The following is a 19,533-nucleotide window of genomic DNA, read 5'->3' as shown; positions in this document are numbered from 1 at the left end:
TAATTATTAACTTTGCACCCGATTTCTAAAGTAGAATAAAAATGAAACGATATTTTAAGGCTTTTGGGTATCTCCTTTCGGTGCATGTATTGGCATTGCTGGTGATGACTCTGTTCAGATTGGTAGAATTCATCGCCCTGCATGGCATGATTGTAGATGTAGAGGCGAGTAGGGTAATGGCGTTTGTCAAGGGTGTATGGTTTGACAATGTCATAGCTTGTTATATTTCGGTATTGCCTGTGGCTGTGCTCCTGATAGCAGCCAGCCTGGGGTGGTGTCATCGCCGTTTGCTGCGTGGCATCAACATCTGGTATGCGGCATGGTTTGCCATCGCCTTCATGCCTTCGGCAGCCAATACTCCTTATTTCCAGTATTTCTTCAAGAACATCAATTCCAGTATATTCGGGTGGTTCGGCTATGTAGCCACCACATCGGGCATGCTCTTGCAGGAGTCTTCCTACTGGCTCTATATCGCCCTCTATTTCGTGTTTACGGGGGCGTTTATCTATGCGCTCGTCCGTCTGCGCCGCTACTTTGAGGGGCTCTTCCTTCTGCCTAAGGACAATATGCACCTAGTGCTGGTGGGAGCACGTTTCCTCATTTCCTTGGCTCTGATAGGCGCCTGCCTTTTCGGCATCCGTGGCAGAATGGGCTATAACCCTATCAAGGTGAGCCAGGCTTACTATTGCGAGGATTCTTTCCTCAACCAGCTCGGCATCAATCCGGCATTCAATCTCCTCACTTCTGCGCTCGACGATATGCGCAAGGAGAATAAGGAGCTGCATCTCATGCCATACGCTGAGGCTATCACGAATACCCGCCAGTGGCTGGGTATCACGGGAAAGGTGGATAGCACGAATATTCTGAAACGTGAGGTGGTGAACGATTCCCTGGTGATGAAGAGGGGTCAATCTCCTGCGAAGAAGAATCATCCTAACGTGGTGGTGATACTGATGGAGTCGATGTCGGCAAACCTGTTGGGAACATTCGGCAATCAGCAGCCGCTCACCCCAACGCTCGATTCGCTCTATCATCATTCCCTGGCGTTCACCCACTTTTATAGTGCCGGCATCCATACCAACCATGGCATGACGGCTACGCTCTACAGCTTCCCTGCTCTCATGTTCCGAAACCTGATGAAGGGAACGGTAACTCCACGCCGCAAGGGTATCGCCACGGTGTTGAAGAAGTATGGCTACGAGAACATGTTTTTCATGACCCACGAGGCACAGTATGACAACATGAAGGCCTTCTTCCAGACCAATGGCTACGATGACATCTTCTCTCAGGAGAACTATCCTAAGAGCGAGGTGGTGAACAGTTTTGGTGTGAGCGACCATTTCGAGATGGGCTACGCCCTCAACACCATCAACCAGAAGGCGAAGACGGGCAAGCCTTTCATGGCTACCATCCTCACCGTGAGCAATCATCCGCCATATATCATTCCTGATTTCTTCAAGCCGAAGACCAAGGAGAAGGAAACACAGATTGTGGAGTATGCCGACTGGGCGATAGGCGACTTTCTGAAGAAGGCAAGCCGGGAGCCTTGGTATAAGAACACGATATTCGTGATTCAGGCAGACCATGGCAAGCTGGTGGGTAAGAGCGAGGGCGAGTTGCCTCAGTCTTACAACCACATTCCGCTCATCATCTTTGGTCCAGGTGTTCCGCAGCAGCAGTATGCGGGCTTGGGCATGCAGGTGGATGTAATGCCTACGCTTTTCGGCTTGATGAATCTGAATTATGAGTACGAGGGCTTCGGCGTGGATCTGCTGAAGCAGCAGCGCCCGATGGTATTCTATTCGGCAGATAACCAGATTGTGGCAAGAGATCATCAGCGTTGCTTCGTCTATAATCCGTCGATGAACCGCAGTTTCTGCTATGATGTGTTGCCGAATGGCAATCTGAAGGAAACCAAGCAGGAGTCTAAGTTCCAGGATTTGAAGAACTATGTGTTCTCGAATATCCAGGCTGCTGAATATATCGAGCGACATCAGCAATAAACAACAGAAATCCCCCACCACGCTATGGCTGCGTGATGGGGGATTAACTGTTTCAGGAGATTCAAGAGGCTATATGCCTGGATTGTAGATGTGCTTTATGCCGAGAGGGTAAGCTTCTGCCAGATCTCGGTGTCGCCACCTTTCAGCTTCTTGCAGAGACCACGCTTGGTCCAACGGCTTATCATCTTACGGATAGTTTCACGACTGGCTCCGTCGCCACGCTCACGGCTGGCATCGAAGAGGGTGAACTGCTCAGGGAGCTGGGCGAAGAGCAGGGTGTTACGAGATTTATAGACTGGGATAGCCTCGTTGTCCTGCTGCTGTTTGTCGAGACGCAAGCCAAACATCTCCATCTGCATGGCGAGCACGTAGTCGGCCACAGCCTTGGCAAAACGGATGCAGGCATCTGTTTCCTCTCCGGTCTGTTCCAGGATGTGGAAGATGACGCCACAACGGAAGCCGATGACGGCGGAACGGCGACGATATACATCCATCACACGGTCGGCATTCGCCAGGGCAAGCTGTCTTTTCGCTTCGAGCCACAGGCAGAACTCCTCGCACATACGGGGCAGCTCCATTACGCCGTGACTACGTTCAAGGAGAGTTACTGCCTTGAGGATGTTTGCCTGCTCCTCCTCGGTATAGCCGTGGTGCTGGCTGAGGGGTGCGAAGGAGGTATCGGGCATCTTGGCGAGCATCATTCTTGAAGAAGATCCGTCCTCGATGTTATCATCGGTGAAGAACTTCTGGAAGATGTTCTGGGTGCAGCAGCCGGAGAAGTTGAGCTGGGCGTGGGTTACGCCGCTGGTGGCTGTGATGTAGTCCTGACCCACCTCGCTCTGGTCGAACGCCTTACGGAAGTAGTCGCCGAACACCTTCCATATGCTCTTCATCGAACCGAGCTCCTCGCTGAACATATACATGGTGTGACCGTCGGCACAGAGCTGACGACGCATCAGAGCCGACTTCGAGATAGTATCGCCAATGTGACGGATGCAAGGCTTCGGATCTACTACACCCTTCTTGCCCTTGTGCTGCTGGTACCAGGCTTCATCCTCACGAGGTTTCTCATCGTCCTTATCCATCTTCTTCGCCCAGATGTTCTCAATGCGGCGGCATACGCCCTTACCTGATGCCTGCTCTCCGATGATGATAGACATGAGTGCCATCGGAGTATCGCTGCCGTCGCAATACTTCGCCTTCAGACGGTCAGCATAGGTTGCTGCAATAGGGAGGGCAGAGAAGAGGGCAGGCACGCGTGCCTCTGCGGCTACGCCAGAGAGCGAGTCGCGAAGACCGAGTGGAAGCTGGTCTACTGGGAATTCGTAAAGTGGCTGTGTACTTGCCTTAGCGGCTAAAAGGTTCTCTATGTTTCTTAAATTCTGATTCTCCATAATTATTTAATGTTTAAAAGTTAGTTTGTCGGAATATCCGGTAAACGGCGGCAAAAATACGACTATCTTCTGTAACCGCCAAATTTGAGCGTGTGATAAGGCCCGAAATTCAGCAGCCATTTGGAGCAAATTGTGTTAAAAAATCTAAGTCATAGTTTTGTGGGTCGGAAAACATAGGTTCTTATGTGCTAAATCATAGTTTCTCGGGTGCCAGGTTATAGCTTCTCGGATAACAGGTTCTCGTCTCAATCCGTAATCCCCTTTTTCTTCTTCTTCCTTTCTCATAAAAAAATAACACGGACAAATTGAATTTGTCCGGACAAATTGTCCGGAGTGCCATAACGTGTTGTTTTTCTGGCACTTATAAGCCTGCCGGACAACCATCCGGACAAATTCAATTTGTCCGTGTTTTAAAAATATTCCCGTTAAAATCTTTGGTGTCTTACCCGTAATCCATTGACTATTAGTTAATTCGTAATAAAAATGCTAGTTTTAAACAACTTTGTTTAAAACAACCTTGTTTAATTTGTTTTTTTGCTATCTTTGCAGAAGTTCTGTATCTGCTGCCAATGTAACCCGCCTCAAGAAGTCCTTGATGGTGAAAGACCTGATTACGATTCCTGCTCTTAAGCATCTGGAAATGAGTGACCCCATTTTGGCATTGTGGCTCAAGATAAGAGTGGGGAAGGAAGCATAAAAGGATAAAGCCCCTTCTGTATTCCGGGTATATGAAAAACTGGAATGCGGAAGGGGCTTTTCGGGGATTTACCTTTTCTTATTTAAAGAACCTGTTAAGCTGTTTGATGGCTTTGTCAAACTGCTTAGCTGGCAGACGGTAGTTCTTTACAGGATTCATGTGGGCATCATAAACATCCAGGGCACCATCGGCAGTCTTCTCCAGAATGGTGTCGTTGTTGATGATGAAGGCATAGTTCAGATTGCTGCCTACTACATGCCACAGTCTAGGCGTCTTATCTGTCATCATTCTGCCCATCGAATAATCGGTAGGATTGTTCTTTCATAATTGAAAGAATCCTTTCTAGACATTAATCCTTAGATTTTAACAGAGAAAAATACTTATCCAGAACCATCAGCGAGATGATATCCTCACGCTGCTTATCCTTGAATTGCTCTACATATTCGTGAGCGTGGTTGATGATAGCTTGCGCTTCATCTGGATGAGCAGTATAATAGTCCATCTTTTCCTCAAGATCAGAGAAATCAGGCTTTACTTCTATATAATGATAGTCTGGCTTCAGAGTTCCTTCCATAAACCAAGTTTCATAATATGGCTTAGGCATCACGGCGATGGAATTGGAAGACATAATCCATTTCAGATTGCTTGCCACGTCATTTCCCTCCAGTGCTATCACGTATTTGTATTTCAGATGGTCGTAGATGGAAATCTTGTCGCTCTTCCATTCTGGCTTAATCAGATCTATGGTTCCGATATCGAAGCGAGGATTTCCGAAAAACTTCTCTACAAATTGCACACGGATGTCCTTGCAGGCTATTTTCCCTCTGAAGATAGCCTGGTCTTTTTTTTCTGCAAACGAAAGCTTATCCTTCACGAAGATAAAATGGCGTACCTTGTCCATCTTGAGCAATACGGAGTTCTGGTTTTCTCCATGAATTGGGCGGCTTTTTACAATGGTAGGAATATCTTCCACATACGTGATGTCACCAGGCAGGAGATTCCATTTGTTGTTGCCGTTAAAACAGCGGGCATACTCCAAGGTATCCAGATAATATACCTTCTGGCGGGTCATCGGCTGTTCTGCAACTTTTACAGCTTTCTTTTCCCACAAATCTTTGTTGAGATGAAGATAGTTTTCTGTAAGCTTGTTGTAGTAGTTTACTCGGCTTAGAATATAGTCATAATCTTTGCGTTTCTTGGCTTTGGCTAGTAAACGCTGTCCCCTCCATATTAGGATGCAGGCAGGAGTATAAAGACGGGCGTATTCCTTGATGTAATACCAGGGTTTGCTGTTTTTTCCGCTATGGAATTTATATTTCAGTTTTTGAATATTCATTGGATTTCTTATTTTTTATGAAAACTATAATGATGTTTTTGGCTACAAAATTATGAAATATACTTTAAACTTGCAAGAAAATAGATAAAAAAAAGCAAGTATCAATAAAGGAAGAAAGATAATTTCCCTAAAATTTTGCTTTTCTGATAGTTTTTCGTATCTTTGCAACCTATGAGATATCTGGATGGTATCTAGTTTAAGAATATAAAAGAATAGTATGTTAGAAGTACGTGATAGATTAAACTTCGAGGATTATCTGGATTCACTCTTGAATAGTATAGAGAGTGATGACTTGGAGTTTAAAAGTGCTGCCGGTGGATTTCCTGGCAGCTTTTGGGATACCTATTCAGCCTTCGCCAATAGCGAAGGAGGAGTTATCGTGCTTGGAGTAATAGAAAAAAAAGGTAAGTTCTATATAGATAATCTATCTGATGAACAGATAGAGAAATATACCAAGGACTTTTGGAATAATGTGAATAATCGAGCTACGGTTAGTTGCAATTTGTTAAAAACAGAAGATGTCGTGGTAGAAGATTACAATGGTCACAAACTTATGTTATTCTTTATTCCTCGTGCATCTAGAGAACAGCGTCCTGTTTATAGAACGTCTCAACCCTATAATGGTACTTTTAAGCGCAATCATGAAGGTGATTATAAATGTACGGAGCGAGAAGTGCAGCGTATGTTTTCAGATGCGAATGTTTCTAATCCCGCTGATAGCCGCATTTTGAGAAATTATTCATTAAATGATTTAGATATGGAGTCTGTTGCTCAATATCGACAATTATTTAAGTTGGCAAAGCCAGACCATCCTTGGTCTGTTTTGTCTGATTTTGAATTTCTTAAAAAGATAGGAGCTTATCGTATAGAACGTAGTACGAAGGAAGAGGGCTTTACGCTTGCAGGTGTGCTGATGTTTGGTAAAGAAGATGCCATTACTGATAACGAATGTTGTCCCGACTTCTTTCCTGATTACCAAGAAAAACTATCAGATAATCCTGAGATACGATGGACCAATCGTATTTGTCCTGATGGAACTTGGGAGGCAAATTTATTCCAATTCTATCTTCGTGTTCTTCCAAGATTATCAGCGGTCTTGCCAAAACCTTTCATCTTGGAGGGCAATATTCGTCGTGATGAAACTCCTGCGCATGTGGCTGTTCGCGAAGCTCTGGTGAATTTTTGTATTCATACCGATTATTCGGAAAATGCAACAATGGTAGTGCGATTGTATAGCAATAAAATTGTTTTTACTAACCCAGGAACACTGTTGGTTTCTAAAATGCAATATTATGGAGAAAGTGCTAGCGTATGTCGTAACAAGACTCTTCAAAAGATGTTTATGCTGATTGGCTCTGCTGAAAAAGCAGGAAGTGGAGTCGATAAGATATTGGCTGGTTGGCAATTTGCAAATTGGAGAGCACCTATGTTGAGAACATTAAGTCAGCCCGACTTAGTGGAACTCACAATGATGATGGAGTCGATGATGGATGAAGGAACAAAGGAAAGATTGGTTCGGATATTTGGAACAGAAGTGTTTTCTTTGGGACATGAACGCCTATTGACTCTTAATGCAGCTTGTACAGATGGATATATTACAAATGAGAGCCTAAGGGTTGTTCTTAACCAGCATAAAGCAGAAGTCGCCGATTTGTTGAAAGATATGTGTACGCATAAATTGCTGGTTCAAGAGGGATATGGTAGAGGAACCAAGTATCGGTTGCCTATGAATGCTAAGGTGGCAAGTTCCGGCTCTAAGGTTGCAAGTTCCGAGTCTAATATTGCAAGTTCTGGGGCTAATATTGCAAGTTCCGAGTCTAATATTGCAAGTTCTGGGGCTAATATTGCAAGCTCTGGGGCTAATATTGCAAGCTCTGGGGCTAATATTGCAAGTGCTCGTATAAAACAAAGAATGTCTTATCAAAATTTAAAGACTTTGATTTGTTCTGTTTGTTCTGAGTGGCTATCTTTAGATGAATTATCGGCAATTGTAAGGCGAGACAAAATTTATTTGAGAAATTTTATAATTCCTAAGATGTTAGAAGATAATAGTCTGGAAATGCTATTCCCTGGCGTTCCTAACCATCCTAGGCAAAAATATAAAAGTACTGTAAACAAATGAAGATAAAGATAAACCCAAAATACGAAGAGATGAGAAGTTTCATCGAACGCATCCCGGATGTGTTCGAGCAGGAGGGACGTTGTATCTTTGAAGGACGAAATGTTATCAAGGCTTTTCATGTAAAGTTTGATGGAAAAGAGAAAGAAGTTGTGGTGAAGAGATACAAGCAGCCTAATTTCATTCAGAAGATAGGATATAGCTTCTTCCGCTCTACCAAGGCTTTCCGTGCCTATGAGAATGCCCTTAGGCTGATGGCAGATGGCTTTGCCACTCCCGAAGGCTTTGGATATATTGAAACGAGGGTAAAGGGACTTATTGACTATTGCTACTTTATCTCTGATATTGATAACAGTATGCCTATCAACGATCAGTTGAACTCCCCAGAGGAATTCAACAGGGTGATGGCGGCAGATTATGCGCACTTTGTGAATCGATTGCACCAGAAAGGCATCATCGATATTGACTTGAATGCCGGCAATGTGCTGTATCAGCTTCAGGCTGATGGTCATTATACGTTCTCGCTTATCGATATCAATCGTATGAGGTTTTACTCAGGCTATCCGCCGATGAAGGAATGTGTGGAAAACCTGACGAGGTTTACCGGAAGAATGGATGTCTTCGAGTGTGTGGCACGAGAGTATGTGAAACTGCGGGGAATGGATGAGAAAATATTACAAAAAATAATAGGAGCAAAGAAGATACACGATTGGCGATGGGCACATCGCAAAGGTATCTTGCATTATTTTAAACACAAAAAGTTAGGTTTATGAAAACAACATTATTGATTACGACTTACAATTGGCCTAAAGCCTTAGAACTCGTGTTGTATAGCGTGTTGCATCAGCATGTTATGCCTGATGAAGTTGTTATTGCTGACGATGGTTCTACCGAAGAGACTAAAAAACTGATAGACCGTTATGCTGATAAAATGCCAGTACCGGTAATTTGGGTTTGGCAGGAAGATAAGGGATTCAGAAGAACTTCCATTTTGAATAAGGCAATAGCAAAGGCTACGGGTGATTATATCATCCAAGTTGATGGAGATGTTGTTTTGAGTTCTCATTTTGTAGAAGACCATATAGAAATGGCTCAGAAAGGATGTTTCGTCTGTGGAAGTAGAGTGCTGCTGTCTGCCCAGATTTCCAAAAAGATTTTGGATACAAAGGTAGTCAATGTGAATCTTTGGAACATGCCTTTCAGTTATGTAAGCAACAGCTTCCGTTCTCATGTGTTCCGCAGATTGCTGGCTTTTCGCTATGCCCGTAGAATCGACCATCTCAGAGGTTGCAACATGGCTTATTGGAAAGAGGATGCCATCAAGGTAAATGGTTACAATGAGGATCTGTTGGAATGGGGACATGAGGATGCCGAGTTTGCCTATCGCCTGCATTTTGCTGGCGTTCGGAAGAAGGCGCTGAAGATGGGAGGAATCATGTACCATCTTTATCACAAGGAGGCGTCTAAAGCCCAAGAGAACATGCATAAAGATGTTTTGAACCAGGTGAAGAAGGAGCGTTTGGTTCGTTGCACAAATGGTATCGATCAATATTTATAGAGCATAGATATATGGATAAGACAAGTGTAGAACAAGAGCAGGGAAATGGCATCTCGGTGGTTATTAATACCTATAATGCCTCCTGCCATCTTCAGCAGGTGCTGGATACAGTGAAGGGCTTTGACGAGGTGGTTGTCTGCGACATGGAAAGTACTGACGACACCTTGGATATAGCAAAGCGTAATGGTTGCAAGATAGTTGTCTTTCCTAGAGGAAACTATCAGATTTGTGAACCGGCACGTCAGACTGCCATAGATGCTGCTTCCTGCAAGTGGGTATTGGTGGTTGATGCTGATGAACTGGTAACTCCAGAACTGAAGGAATATCTTTATTCCCTGATAGAGAAGGAGAATGCTCCACAGGGTTTGTATGTTCCACGCAAGAGTCGCTTTATGGGACGATTCATGCATTGTTTCTATCCCGACTACCAGTTGCGTTTCTTTATCAGGAAGGATACCGTATGGCCAGCCATCATTCATGCCGATCCTGTTATCAAGGGCAGAATAGAAAAGATACCGGCGGCTCATGCTGATATGGCGCTTGTTCATCTGGCAGACGACAGCATTGCCAGCAGAATGGGGAAAATCAACCAGTATACAGCTAACGAGATAGAAAAGAAGAAAGATCGCAATTATGGAATGGCAGCTTTGTTCTATCGTCCGTTGGTGCGTTTCTTCCGTGCTTATATTCAGAAGGGTGGCTTCCGTGATGGTAAGGAAGGATTTGTATGTGCCTGCTATGAAGGCATCTATCAGTTTGTTGCTGTCAGCAAGATTATAGAAGATCGCTTGAAACATAAAAAAGGTAAGTAGCAGTTTTGGCTACTTACCTTTTTTGTTTAATGAATGGTATTGTTATTTCTGATTTATTTTCCTTCGATAAAGGTCATTCCGCCTGGACCTACTTCATCACGGCAGCGTTTTAACAACTTGGCTGGCGTTTCTTCGCCATCATCGAAAGGTAATGCTACTACCGTTTTCTTGCCATAATAGTTTGCCATACCTCGGTTAATCCAATAACCTGGATAAATAGTGATATCATGGAAGGCATCGGATGGCATCTTTACGGTAAGCGGATTTAATACCAGATGATCTGCCTTGCTTTGCTTTACGGCAATTTCGCGCTGCTGCATTTCTTGGTCAAACTTCTGTGCTGTTCCTCTACGCAGCAAGGAGAGTGTTCTGTTGGTAGTAGTTGGCTTTGCTGTGATAGAAAGTACCAACACAAGCCAGTAATATACCGGTAGCCATCTGAAGTATTTATTATATTTCAGTCTGATTGCCTCTGTCAAGTTTACAATAGCAACGCTTATTGGTTCCAGATCAGCCGCTCTGCGCTGAAGAGCACCAGAAAGATAGTAGATATTGAAGCAAATCATCCACAGATGCACATAGAAGTATACATTCTGTGTTCTGTCTGCTCCTTTGGTTCCCATGGCATAGCTGTTTGGAAAAAAGAAGGTGCAATAGAGTAGGAAAGAGATGAGCAGATAAAGCCATGGATGAGAAAACCTAAAGTGGGATGCCTTGGCTAATCTTGCAAGAAAAGGTATGAGAATGGTAAACATGAGTATTTCTGTGATTTTAATGGCATCAGCGAGAAATTCTATGCCCTTTGCTATCGCAATAAAGAAGGCTGAAACCACATTCGGTTGACTGGTGACTGTGGATTGGCGGACAGTATTGCCTGGTGCAAATACACTGAAAGCAAAAGCGCAGGCATAAATGATAAGGATAGAAAGCAAGAAGAAAGGAGTCTTCTTCCTTTCCACCCACATCCATACGATTGCCATAAAGAGAATGGCTGGCATCCCCAGACCGGTAACAAAGTTGCCGCCGGCAATGAATATGGCGAGTGCTGCGGAAACCAGCGTGATGATGATTTTCGCTATGATGGATTTTGTAAGATGGAATTCGATGAGTAGGGAGGCAAGGAACAAAGAAATACTATAATATAAGGTATAGTACATCGCTCCGTTATACCAGCAGAATGCATCGTAGAACGACCATACGAACTGTACGGTCATTAATACAAATAGAGTAGAAATGAAAGTGTATTCCAATTTGCTGATATGTAACAATCTGCGTAATATTGTGTATCCCAGTGTATAGGTGGAAAGAATTAGGCTTCCCAATAGAATAATCGGTACAAGCCAGTATTTGCCAAAAATTCCAGGTTGTAATGCCATCAGGAAACATGCCGAATAGGTACCCTGCCATGTCTGGTAGATATGCATGGATTCAGCCCAGGCCGCCTGAATACATGCCCCAAATGAATGGGTGGCAGTCCAAGCCTTGTAGACAGGAGCTCCGAATACATAGTCATCTGCAAACTGATGGAGATAGGGACCTATTGCCACAACAGGGATGACGGATAAGATTAGAATACAAATCGCCAATATCGTATGGCTTTTTAACAATTTCTGATTCATCGTATTATTGTTTTTGCTTATTTTTATATGTATAATAACAGAGAAACTTGTGCTTTCTTGCACTAATAGTTGTTAAATTATATAAATGCCGTTAAGACTAAAAGGAAAAAGCTTTCAAGAAAGGAAATGGACATCATGTAGACGAACCTATATGATGACCATGTCTTTTCTTGCCTCGAAATTGGCGATAGTCTTGACGATTTCTTCTGATATGTCATCGGATACATACGAGAAGTCCTTGCCGGTGCGGATGGCTTTGAGGAAGGAGAGGAGCATATAGCGCAACCCTTCTCCATCCAGCTGGTAGAAGTAGCGCTTGTTGTTCTGCGGATTCTCGTATCTCACCTCGAAGTAATCGGTCTTCCACCATGGGGCTGGTACGTAGATGTATCCCTTGGTGCCCGAGATAATCAATTCGCCTTCCGACTTCACGCCTTGACCAACCTTCAGCGAAGCTACGGCATGAGGATAGAGGAAGGATATCTTGGTAAAGGCATCATAGCGCTTTGCTTCGTCCAAGAAGTGAGTGGCTATCTGTTTGCTGCTGTATTCTGTGCCCAGAAGCTGGAAGATAGGCAGGAGTGCCGTCGGTCCCCAGGCGCAGATACTGTTCCATTCGTAAAGACTCTTCTGTGAATCCTGGGTTGGGTCAAAGTCTACGAGACTGGTGCAGGTTGCATCCACCGACATGATATCACCGATGATACCGCCCTTAGCCAAGAGTAAGAGTCGGTAATAGGCTACGGAATAGGCGGTCTTGATAGAATCCATCAAGACTACCTTCTTATCTTTTGCTATTTCCTTGAGTTCTTTCCATTGCTGAGGCTGAAGAGTGATAGGCGATTCGCACAATACGTGTTTGCCAGCTTCTAATGCCTCCTTTATTTGAGCATAGTGCTTGCTTGGGGCAGAGATGACATAGAGCGCATCGCTTTCATCCAGGAGTTCCTGAAAACTGGCTGCCTGCTTTTCCGCTGCCTGCAGATTCTCTGAGAGATATTGGTCGTTGAGGGAGAAAACCTTTCCTGCCTCCAATCCATTGACATATTGGCTTTCCCGCTCTATCTTGTTGAGGATAGGCGATTCGCCAACCAGTCCGAGGCTAACCACCTGCTGCTCGCTTCTGATCTCCGTGCTCGATACGCCCTGAGTGCGGTCTAGATAAACCACCTTGCAATAGGCGTTGAGATAGTCAAACTTGCCTCTCCAGTCAGAACCTACGGTAAAGATATCTACGTCCAGTCGCTTGATGTCGTCAATCTTCTGTCCCTCGTATTCCTCGATGATGATTTCATCAGCAATGCCAGTGGCACGCACGGCTTCCACTCGTTCCATGAGGGATTGTTGTACATTGATTTTGCCACGCTCACGGTCGAAGGTATCCGAGGTTACGCCCACGATGAGGTAGTCGCCCAAAGCCTTGGCGCGCTCCAGGAGACGGATGTGACCATAATGAAGCAGGTCGTAAGTACCGTATGTGATGACTTTAACCATAAGTTTCTCTATCTTGAAAGTTCTCTATACCTTATTATATATATTATAGCAGTCCCTTTATAGCAGTCCCTTAGCCTGCATATCCTTCAGTGCATCAACGAGCGTAGTATTGTCTTCCGGACTTAGGTTGCCGAGATGACCTACACGGAATATCTTTTCTGCCATGTCGCCACCATTAGGACATACCCAGATGCCATATTCGTCTTTCAGCTTCAGGAAGATGTCGTAGGCTGAGGCGTTCTGTGGATGCAGAGGAGTAACGGCATTTGACATCGATTGGGAAACGATGGTGAATGGCAGGTCCTTGATCTTGCTTCTAAAATCTTCTGCAAGCATTTTCATGCGCTGGTTCTCGCTCTCCACACCGCCATTGCGCTCTATCTCCTTCAGGCGGGCATGAATCTGCAGTAAGGTTCCTACGGCTGGGGTGAAAGGAGTCTGTCCACGCTCACCATTCTTCAAGGCATCCTTCAGGTCGAAATACATCGACTTAACATTGTTTGCCTCTACTCGCTTGATTGCCTCTGTATCGAGAATGATGACAGAGATGCCTGGAGGACATGCCAGTGCTTTCTGTGAACCCGTAATCATTACGTTCACGCCGAGTTCCTTCATGTTGAATGGGTCCGCGAGGAAAGAACTGATGGAATCTACGGCCAGGAAAATATGGTTGCGATGACAGAAGTCGCTGATCATCTGGATGTCGTAGAGTACGCCGGTAGAAGTCTCATGTAGATTGACGAGGAAGCCGGTGTAGCCTTGTCCCTCGTATGGCTTGAGGTCTTCTGCCGTGAGTGGAGTCCCCATCTCAAGCTTGATTTCTGTATGTGGAATCTCATGAATTTCACAGAGTTGTACGAATCGGTGACCAAAGCTACCGCCATTCACTACCAGTACTTTGTCGGCAGGAGTGAATACATTCATAACCACGGCTTCCATAGAGGCTGTGCCCGAACCTGTGATAAAAACAGTGCGGGCATCGTCTGATGCCTTGGCAAACTGCTTCATCAATTGTTCGTTCTCCTTCATGATGGCGGAGAACTCTGCTGTTCTGAAATAAGGCACCTGCTCAGCGCCGATGGCTCTAACCTCATCGCTTGCCATCACAGGTCCTACTGTAAAATTAAGCATATCTTTATTCTTTTTTGATTCTTCCAAATGTCTTGATGCTGGTATATTTACGCCAGAGATTCAGCTTTCTCTTCTTCGGCACACCATGACGGCGGATGTAGTCTTCGGCTCCGTCGAGCATGCGCTGGCATACGTTGCCGTCCAAATATGGATCGTAGTTGTCTACTATCCACTGTCTCTTGGCTATCGCCTCAGGGTCTGTGAGGGCATGGTCGTAGGCGGCAATCAGTTGATCAGGTTCCGTGATGTTTTCCCAGTAGATATCCTTGGATATGGTGCCGAGGGTGATTACTGGGCGAGAGAGCAGCAGGAACTCATAGATGGTAGAAGAGGTATCGCTGATGAGCGTATCTGCCATCAGCTGATATTTGGTTACGTTCTCTCCTTTGTCGATGAAGAGAACATCCTTCTTGGTTGCAGCCCATTCACGGTATTCATCTACCCATTCCTGACGGGTAAGCGGATGGAACTTCATTACTATCAGGGCATTGCGCTCCTTAGCCAGCTTGCCCAGCTCTTCCTTGATGTAAGGAAGCGAAGTGAGTTTTGGCGAGAAGGTAGGAGCGTAAAGGATCAAGGTCTCCTTGCCGCTTTCCCTGAGCAGTTTCTCTCGGTCGGCATCATATTTATGCAGGTTTTCCTTGATCCAATCCTGCTTAGGCCATCCCGTTTCCAACACCTCGAAATCTCCATATCTCTTGGCCAGAGTCTCGAAGTGGGAAGTGAAGTAAGGACCTTGGGTGAAATAGGTGTCAAAGTAACGGCGGATAATCCAGTGGTCTTTCTTCTCTGCGGCATAGCCGTGGAATACCTGTATCTTGACGCCTGGCAGATAGTAAGGCACAATGTTGCCTGGCACATAGATAGCCTCTGGCTGGAAGTCATAGACTTCTTGAATAGAGTTGGTCCATTTCACCTGGTCGGCATATGGAAAACTGTCTATCTTTGGTTTGTGGATATACCACAATATCTCGTGTGGCAAATGTTGCTTTGTCACATGTTCTTGTATTGGATTAAGTATGTCTATGGCATACTTGTTTTCACAGAAAAGAACTATTCTCATGATTCTATAGGAATTACTTTGCCGTTTTTAATTTCATATCGCTTATCAAACTCCTCCCTGGTTCGCTTCCATCTGTTATGCGTCCATAAATAATAAGGTGGATTCTTGCGGATGGTTTCTTCCAGCATTTGGAAGAAGCGACGGGTAATCTCGTGCTCCGGCAGGGAGTTCGGATTGCGGGTGATGAGTTTGTATGTTGCCGTGTAGTAGCCGCGCTTAGGGCGGGACATCTCTACATAGAACACGGCATCGTTCATCTTTCTCATGATTCTTTCACCACCCGTAAACACTGGGGTTTCGGGATGATAGAGGAAAGGAAGCCACAGATGGATGTTCTCCCACTTGGGCCCCTGGTCGCTGATGTAGCCGAAGATGCTGCGGATGTTCTTGCGTTTGTAGTCTACGAGATAGCGGAGGATGTCCTTCTTTGGGACAGGCACTCCGTTTTCTTCGTGAGAACGGATGCGCTTGAAGAGTTCGTCGAAGGCTTGGTTGCGCAGAGGATGATAGATGAGGCCCATCTTGCGTGACTTGGGCAGTTCGATGCCTACACATGAGAGCCACTCCCAGTTGCAGTAATGACCGAGGATGGCTGCCACATCCTGACCTTCCTGGAAACATTGTTCCACTTCTTCGCTGTTATATACCTTGAATCGACGGCGCAACTCCTTGTCGCTGATGCTCAGAAGTTTAACCGCCTCGAAGAAGTAATCGCTGAACCAGCGGTAGAATTTCTTCTCGATGTCAACAATCTCTTCTTCTGATTTCTCAGGGAAGGAGGTGGTGAGATTCTTACGCACAATGCCTCTGCGGTACTTGATGACGTAATACATCATGAAGTACTCGAAGTCGGCAATGCAATAGAGCAGCCTGAAAGGCAGCAGCGATATTGCATAAAAGAATGCATAAACAATCTTAACCATCTGTAAAACTATAAATTCTTAACTATTAACTCTTTACTCAATTACACCTGCTGCATATCATGCAACTTCTTGTAATATCCGTCTTTTCCAATCAGTTCATCGTGGGTACCGCGCTCCACAATCTTACCCTCGTGCAATACGCAGATTTCATCGGCATGCTTGATGGTACTCAATCGGTGAGCCACAGCCACGGTGGTACGGGTTTTCATCAGTTTCTCCAAGGCATCCTGAACCAGGCGCTCGCTCTCGGTATCGAGGGCTGATGTTGCCTCATCGAGGATGAGGATAGGAGGATTCTTGAGGATGGCACGGGCGATGCTGACACGCTGGCGCTGGCCACCGGAAAGTCTGCCGCCTCGGTCACCGATATTTGTATCGAAACCTTTCTCCGACTTGGTGATGAACTCGTAAGCATTGGCTATCTTAGCTGCATTGGCTATTTCCTCATCTGTAGCATCGGTCTTGCCGAATCGGATATTGTCCTTGAAACTTGCATTGAAGAGGATGGCCTCCTGGTTTACATTTCCTATCAGCATGCGAAGGTCATGTACGGCAAGGTCTTTCACATTAATACCGTCGATGAGCACCTCGCCTTCCTGTACATCATAGTAACGAGGAATCAAATCTACCATCGTACTCTTACCGCTACCGCTCTGACCAACAAGTGCAACAGTCTTGCCTTTTGGTATCACGAGATTGATATCCTTTAATACATAAACCAGTTCGGCGCTCTTTCGGTCGGTATAGGCGAAGGAAACGTGGCGGAACTCTATCTGATGTTCGAAGCTGCTGATATGCTCAGGGTTCTCCTTGTCCTTAATTTCCACCTCAGCCTGCAGAATCTTGTCGATACGCTCCATACTTGCCAATCCCTTTGGAATATTGTAGCTCGCCTTGGAGAATTCCTTCAGTGGGTTGATGATGCTGTAGAGCATCACGAGATAGAAGATGATGGTAGGACCGTCGATTCTGCCGTAATCCAGAACCAGGATACCGCCAAACCACAATACCACTACGATGAGGATGGTTCCCAGGAACTCACTCATCGGGTGTGCCATCTGCTGGCGGATATTTACACGCATGATGTTGTCGCGGTAGCTGCTGTTAACCTGATTGAAACGCTTGTTCATCTTTTCTTCTGCACAGAAAGCCTTGATGATGCGCAAGCCCCCCAGGGTTTCTTCTACCATACTCATCGTGTCGCTCCAAAGTGCCTGCGCCTCGATACTGTGTGCCTTCAGTTTCTTGCCCACTACTCCCATGAACCAGCCGAAAGGTGGCACAAAGAGGATGGTGAAGAGGGTGAGCTGCCAGCTGATGCAGATGAGTGTGATGAAATAGAAGAGGATCAGAATAGGGTTCTTGAAGAGCATGTCGAGCGACGACATGATGCTGTTCTCCACTTCCTGCACATCACCGCTCATGCGGGCAATGATATCTCCCTTGCGCTCCTCGCTGAAGAAACCGAGCGAGAGACTGTTTATCTTCTGGTAAATCTGGTTGCGGATGTCTCTTACGATACCTGTACGGATAGGTATGATGGTGGCTGACGAGAGGAAATAGGCTCCCGTCTTGAGGAATGTCATGAAGGCTAGGAATAGGCCGATGACCAAAAGGGCTGTTGATGCACTATGGACAACAATAAACTCCTGAATATAATAATACAGGTTATTGGTTGCAACCTCCTTGATGCTACCCCAATCTCCATTCCAGTGCATATACTCGTTGACACGGATACCACCGTCTACTTGGAACAGGATTTGCAGGATTGGTATCAAGGCTGCAAACGAAAAGATGTTCAATACCGCAGACAGGATATTGAACAGGATAGACAGTCCCAGATACTTCTTGTATGGAGGGACGAATCGGCGTAAAATTTGCAAGAATTCCTTCATAGGTGCAAATATAGTGCTTTTTAAGAAAACCGCCAAACTTTTGGCGGTTTTTCTTGTTTATATTCTGTTTTTTCTTTCAGAAGAGTCTTTTTATTCAGAAAAAGCTGTTCTGATGAGTTTGGGTTTACTCCTTTACTTCTTCTCCGAAGAGAGTAGCAGAGGTAGAACCGGTGATGCGAACCTTCACGAACTCTCCGATGTGGTGGTTGCCCTTATCGATGACAACCGCCTTGTTCTGTTCTGTTCGGCCCATCATCTGCTCGCGGCTACGCTTGCTGAAGTTCTCGATGAGGATGGTGAATACCTTGCCCTCATCCTTCTTGTTCTGCTCGGCACTCACCTCGGTCTGCAACTTGATAAGTTCGTTGAGGCGGGCTATCTTGGTTTCCTCAGAAACGTTGTCTGGCAGATGCTTGGCGGCATAGGTGCCCGGGCGCTCTGAATACTTGAACATGAAGGCGCTGTCGAAGCCTACTTCCTTTACCAGCGAGAGGGTTTCCTGATGGTCTTCCTCGGTCTCGTCGTGATAACCCACGAAGATGTCGGTGGTGATGCCGCAGCCCGGGATGATGCGCTTGATGTCGGCGATGCGCTGCAGATACTCCTCACGGGTGTATTTGCGGTTCATCAGCTTCAAAATCTTGTTGCTTCCGCTCTGTGCCGGGAAGTGGATGTGCTTGCAGAGGTTTGGCTCTTCGGCGATGGCGTGGAGGATGTCCTCTGTCATATCCTCTGGGTTAGAGGTGGTAAAGCGTACTCGCATATCCGGTACAGCCTGGGCTACCATGTGGAGGAGCTCGGCAAAGGAAAGACTGCCTTCCTCGCGCTTGCCCGATGGCGAGAGACCATAACTGTTTACATTCTGTCCCAGCAGGGTAACTTCCTTGAAGCCACGCTGCTGCAAATCGCGAACCTCACGCAGGATGCTCTCAGCATCGCGGCTGCGCTCACGTCCACGGGTATAAGGTACGATGCAGTAGTGACAGAAATTGTTGCAACCACGCATGATGCTTACGAAACCGCTCACTCTGTTGCCACCGATGCGCTGAGGTACGATGTCGCGGTAAGTCTCGGTCTTAGAAAGTTCGATGTTGATGGCGTTGGTTCCCATCTCGCACTGCGCAATCATATCCGGCAGGTTGAGATAGCTGTCTGGTCCGCAAACCAGGTTGGCATAGTGGTTCTGGATGAGGTCATCCTTCACGCGCTCTGCCATACAGCCCAAAACGCCGAGAATCACCTTTCTTCCCTTCTTCTGCTCTGCATGCAGGGTGTCGAGGCGATGATAAATCTTGTTCTCTGCATTCTCGCGGATACTGCAGGTGTTCAGGAAGATGGCATCAGCCTCTTCTTCTTTCTCACAAATTTCGTAGCCAGCCATCTGCATCACAGAGGCAACTACCTCACTGTCTGCCACGTTCATCTGGCAGCCATAAGTCTCAATAAATAGTTTCTTCATTGTTCTAGATGAATTCTATTCGTTTATAAT

At 45.7% G+C, this 19,533-nt stretch carries 15 protein-coding genes; 5 read left to right on the top strand and 10 right to left on the bottom strand.

Annotated elements, in window-relative coordinates; genetic code table 11:
- Positions 1-41 precede the first annotated feature (41 nt).
- A complete protein-coding gene (locus ONT18_RS12275; protein WP_264905826.1) occupies positions 42-2,003 on the top strand; it encodes an LTA synthase family protein in 1,962 nt (653 codons plus the stop codon).
- Positions 2,004-2,098: 95 nt separating this feature from the next.
- Here the strand turns inward: ONT18_RS12275 and ONT18_RS12270 are convergent, their stop codons facing one another.
- The 3 genes from ONT18_RS12270 to ONT18_RS12260 form a co-directional block, all read right to left on the bottom strand.
- Positions 2,099-3,397 carry a hypothetical protein gene (locus ONT18_RS12270; protein ID WP_264905824.1) on the bottom strand — a complete coding sequence of 433 codons (1,299 nt, stop codon included), beginning with the start codon at positions 3,395-3,397 and terminating at the stop codon, positions 2,099-2,101.
- Positions 3,398-4,172: 775 nt separating this feature from the next.
- Positions 4,173-4,382, bottom strand: coding sequence for a hypothetical protein (locus tag ONT18_RS12265; RefSeq protein WP_147330147.1), 210 nt, complete (start codon positions 4,380-4,382; stop codon positions 4,173-4,175).
- A gap of 61 nt (positions 4,383-4,443) precedes the next feature.
- Positions 4,444-5,430, bottom strand: a complete 987-nt coding sequence (locus tag ONT18_RS12260; RefSeq protein WP_153091956.1) for a glycosyl transferase family 90 — start codon at positions 5,428-5,430, stop codon at positions 4,444-4,446.
- 217 nt (positions 5,431-5,647) lie between these two features.
- Here ONT18_RS12260 and ONT18_RS12255 point away from each other — a divergent pair, with 217 nt between their 5' ends.
- Genes ONT18_RS12255 through ONT18_RS12240 form a run of 4 tightly spaced genes read left to right on the top strand, consistent with a single transcriptional unit; the run spans position 5,648 to position 9,919 of the window.
- Positions 5,648-7,552 carry an RNA-binding domain-containing protein gene (locus tag ONT18_RS12255; protein WP_264905823.1) on the top strand — a complete coding sequence of 635 codons (1,905 nt, stop codon included), beginning with the start codon at positions 5,648-5,650 and terminating at the stop codon, positions 7,550-7,552.
- Positions 7,549-8,322 (top strand): lipopolysaccharide kinase InaA family protein, encoded by a 774-nt coding sequence (locus ONT18_RS12250; RefSeq protein WP_264905822.1) that lies wholly within the window; start codon positions 7,549-7,551, stop codon positions 8,320-8,322. Before ONT18_RS12255 ends, ONT18_RS12250 begins: the two co-directional genes overlap by 4 nt.
- The gene (locus ONT18_RS12245; protein ID WP_117728779.1) at positions 8,319-9,107 is read left to right on the top strand and encodes a glycosyltransferase family 2 protein; all 789 of its coding nucleotides are present in this window, start codon (positions 8,319-8,321) and stop codon (positions 9,105-9,107) included. The genes ONT18_RS12250 and ONT18_RS12245 overlap by 4 nt, the downstream gene beginning before the upstream one ends.
- Positions 9,108-9,118: 11 nt before the next feature.
- Positions 9,119-9,919 (top strand): glycosyltransferase family 2 protein, encoded by an 801-nt coding sequence (locus ONT18_RS12240; RefSeq protein ID WP_117728781.1) that lies wholly within the window; start codon positions 9,119-9,121, stop codon positions 9,917-9,919.
- 53 nt (positions 9,920-9,972) lie between these two features.
- Here ONT18_RS12240 and ONT18_RS12235 read toward each other — a convergent pair whose 3' ends face one another.
- From ONT18_RS12235 to miaB, 7 genes are all read right to left on the bottom strand, one after another.
- Positions 9,973-11,538 (bottom strand): DUF6056 family protein, encoded by a 1,566-nt coding sequence (locus tag ONT18_RS12235; protein WP_218459353.1) that lies wholly within the window; start codon positions 11,536-11,538, stop codon positions 9,973-9,975.
- A 147-nt stretch (positions 11,539-11,685) separates the two neighbouring features.
- Positions 11,686-13,032 carry a Gfo/Idh/MocA family oxidoreductase gene (locus ONT18_RS12230; protein WP_154480427.1) on the bottom strand — a complete coding sequence of 449 codons (1,347 nt, stop codon included), beginning with the start codon at positions 13,030-13,032 and terminating at the stop codon, positions 11,686-11,688.
- Between the two features lie 57 nt (positions 13,033-13,089).
- Positions 13,090-14,163, bottom strand: coding sequence for a pyridoxal-phosphate-dependent aminotransferase family protein (locus ONT18_RS12225; protein ID WP_264905821.1), 1,074 nt, complete (start codon positions 14,161-14,163; stop codon positions 13,090-13,092).
- Between the two features lie 4 nt (positions 14,164-14,167).
- Positions 14,168-15,226, bottom strand: coding sequence for a CDP-glycerol glycerophosphotransferase family protein (locus ONT18_RS12220; RefSeq protein ID WP_264905820.1), 1,059 nt, complete (start codon positions 15,224-15,226; stop codon positions 14,168-14,170).
- On the bottom strand, positions 15,223-16,149 hold the full coding sequence (locus tag ONT18_RS12215) for a lysophospholipid acyltransferase family protein (RefSeq protein ID WP_264905819.1): 927 nt from the start codon (positions 16,147-16,149) through the stop codon (positions 15,223-15,225). The genes ONT18_RS12220 and ONT18_RS12215 overlap by 4 nt, the downstream gene beginning before the upstream one ends.
- Positions 16,150-16,190: 41 nt before the next feature.
- On the bottom strand, positions 16,191-18,044 hold the full coding sequence (locus ONT18_RS12210; RefSeq protein ID WP_264905818.1) for an ABC transporter ATP-binding protein: 1,854 nt from the start codon (positions 18,042-18,044) through the stop codon (positions 16,191-16,193).
- A 124-nt stretch (positions 18,045-18,168) separates the two neighbouring features.
- Complete coding sequence (miaB, locus tag ONT18_RS12205) at positions 18,169-19,503, bottom strand: tRNA (N6-isopentenyl adenosine(37)-C2)-methylthiotransferase MiaB (RefSeq protein ID WP_006848118.1); 1,335 nt, start codon at positions 19,501-19,503, stop codon at positions 18,169-18,171.
- Positions 19,504-19,533: the final 30 nt, after the last annotated feature.

It is taken from the genome of Segatella copri (assembly GCF_026015295.1).
In the GTDB taxonomy this organism is placed as follows: Bacteria; Bacteroidota; Bacteroidia; order Bacteroidales; family Bacteroidaceae; genus Prevotella; species Prevotella copri_C.
Note: the sequence above shows the minus strand (reverse complement) of the source record. Positions and strands in the feature narration are given on the sequence as shown.

Excerpts from the sequence above, each read along its gene's own strand:
- ONT18_RS12210 (WP_264905818.1), bottom strand. The coding sequence starts at position 18,044 with ATGAAGGAATTCTTGCAAATTTTACGCCGATTCGTCCCTCCATACAAG.
- ONT18_RS12215 (WP_264905819.1), bottom strand. The coding sequence starts at position 16,149 with ATGGTTAAGATTGTTTATGCATTCTTTTATGCAATATCGCTGCTGCCT.
- ONT18_RS12250 (WP_264905822.1), top strand. The coding sequence starts at position 7,549 with ATGAAGATAAAGATAAACCCAAAATACGAAGAGATGAGAAGTTTCATC.
- ONT18_RS12260 (WP_153091956.1), bottom strand. The coding sequence starts at position 5,430 with ATGAATATTCAAAAACTGAAATATAAATTCCATAGCGGAAAAAACAGC.
- ONT18_RS12220 (WP_264905820.1), bottom strand. The coding sequence starts at position 15,226 with ATGAGAATAGTTCTTTTCTGTGAAAACAAGTATGCCATAGACATACTT.
- ONT18_RS12225 (WP_264905821.1), bottom strand. The coding sequence starts at position 14,163 with ATGCTTAATTTTACAGTAGGACCTGTGATGGCAAGCGATGAGGTTAGA.
- ONT18_RS12240 (WP_117728781.1), top strand. The coding sequence starts at position 9,119 with ATGGATAAGACAAGTGTAGAACAAGAGCAGGGAAATGGCATCTCGGTG.
- miaB (WP_006848118.1), bottom strand. The coding sequence starts at position 19,503 with ATGAAGAAACTATTTATTGAGACTTATGGCTGCCAGATGAACGTGGCA.
- ONT18_RS12265 (WP_147330147.1), bottom strand. The coding sequence starts at position 4,382 with ATGATGACAGATAAGACGCCTAGACTGTGGCATGTAGTAGGCAGCAAT.
- ONT18_RS12235 (WP_218459353.1), bottom strand. The coding sequence starts at position 11,538 with ATGAATCAGAAATTGTTAAAAAGCCATACGATATTGGCGATTTGTATT.
- ONT18_RS12255 (WP_264905823.1), top strand. The coding sequence starts at position 5,648 with ATGTTAGAAGTACGTGATAGATTAAACTTCGAGGATTATCTGGATTCA.
- ONT18_RS12270 (WP_264905824.1), bottom strand. The coding sequence starts at position 3,397 with ATGGAGAATCAGAATTTAAGAAACATAGAGAACCTTTTAGCCGCTAAG.
- ONT18_RS12230 (WP_154480427.1), bottom strand. The coding sequence starts at position 13,032 with ATGGTTAAAGTCATCACATACGGTACTTACGACCTGCTTCATTATGGT.
- ONT18_RS12245 (WP_117728779.1), top strand. The coding sequence starts at position 8,319 with ATGAAAACAACATTATTGATTACGACTTACAATTGGCCTAAAGCCTTA.
- ONT18_RS12275 (WP_264905826.1), top strand. The coding sequence starts at position 42 with ATGAAACGATATTTTAAGGCTTTTGGGTATCTCCTTTCGGTGCATGTA.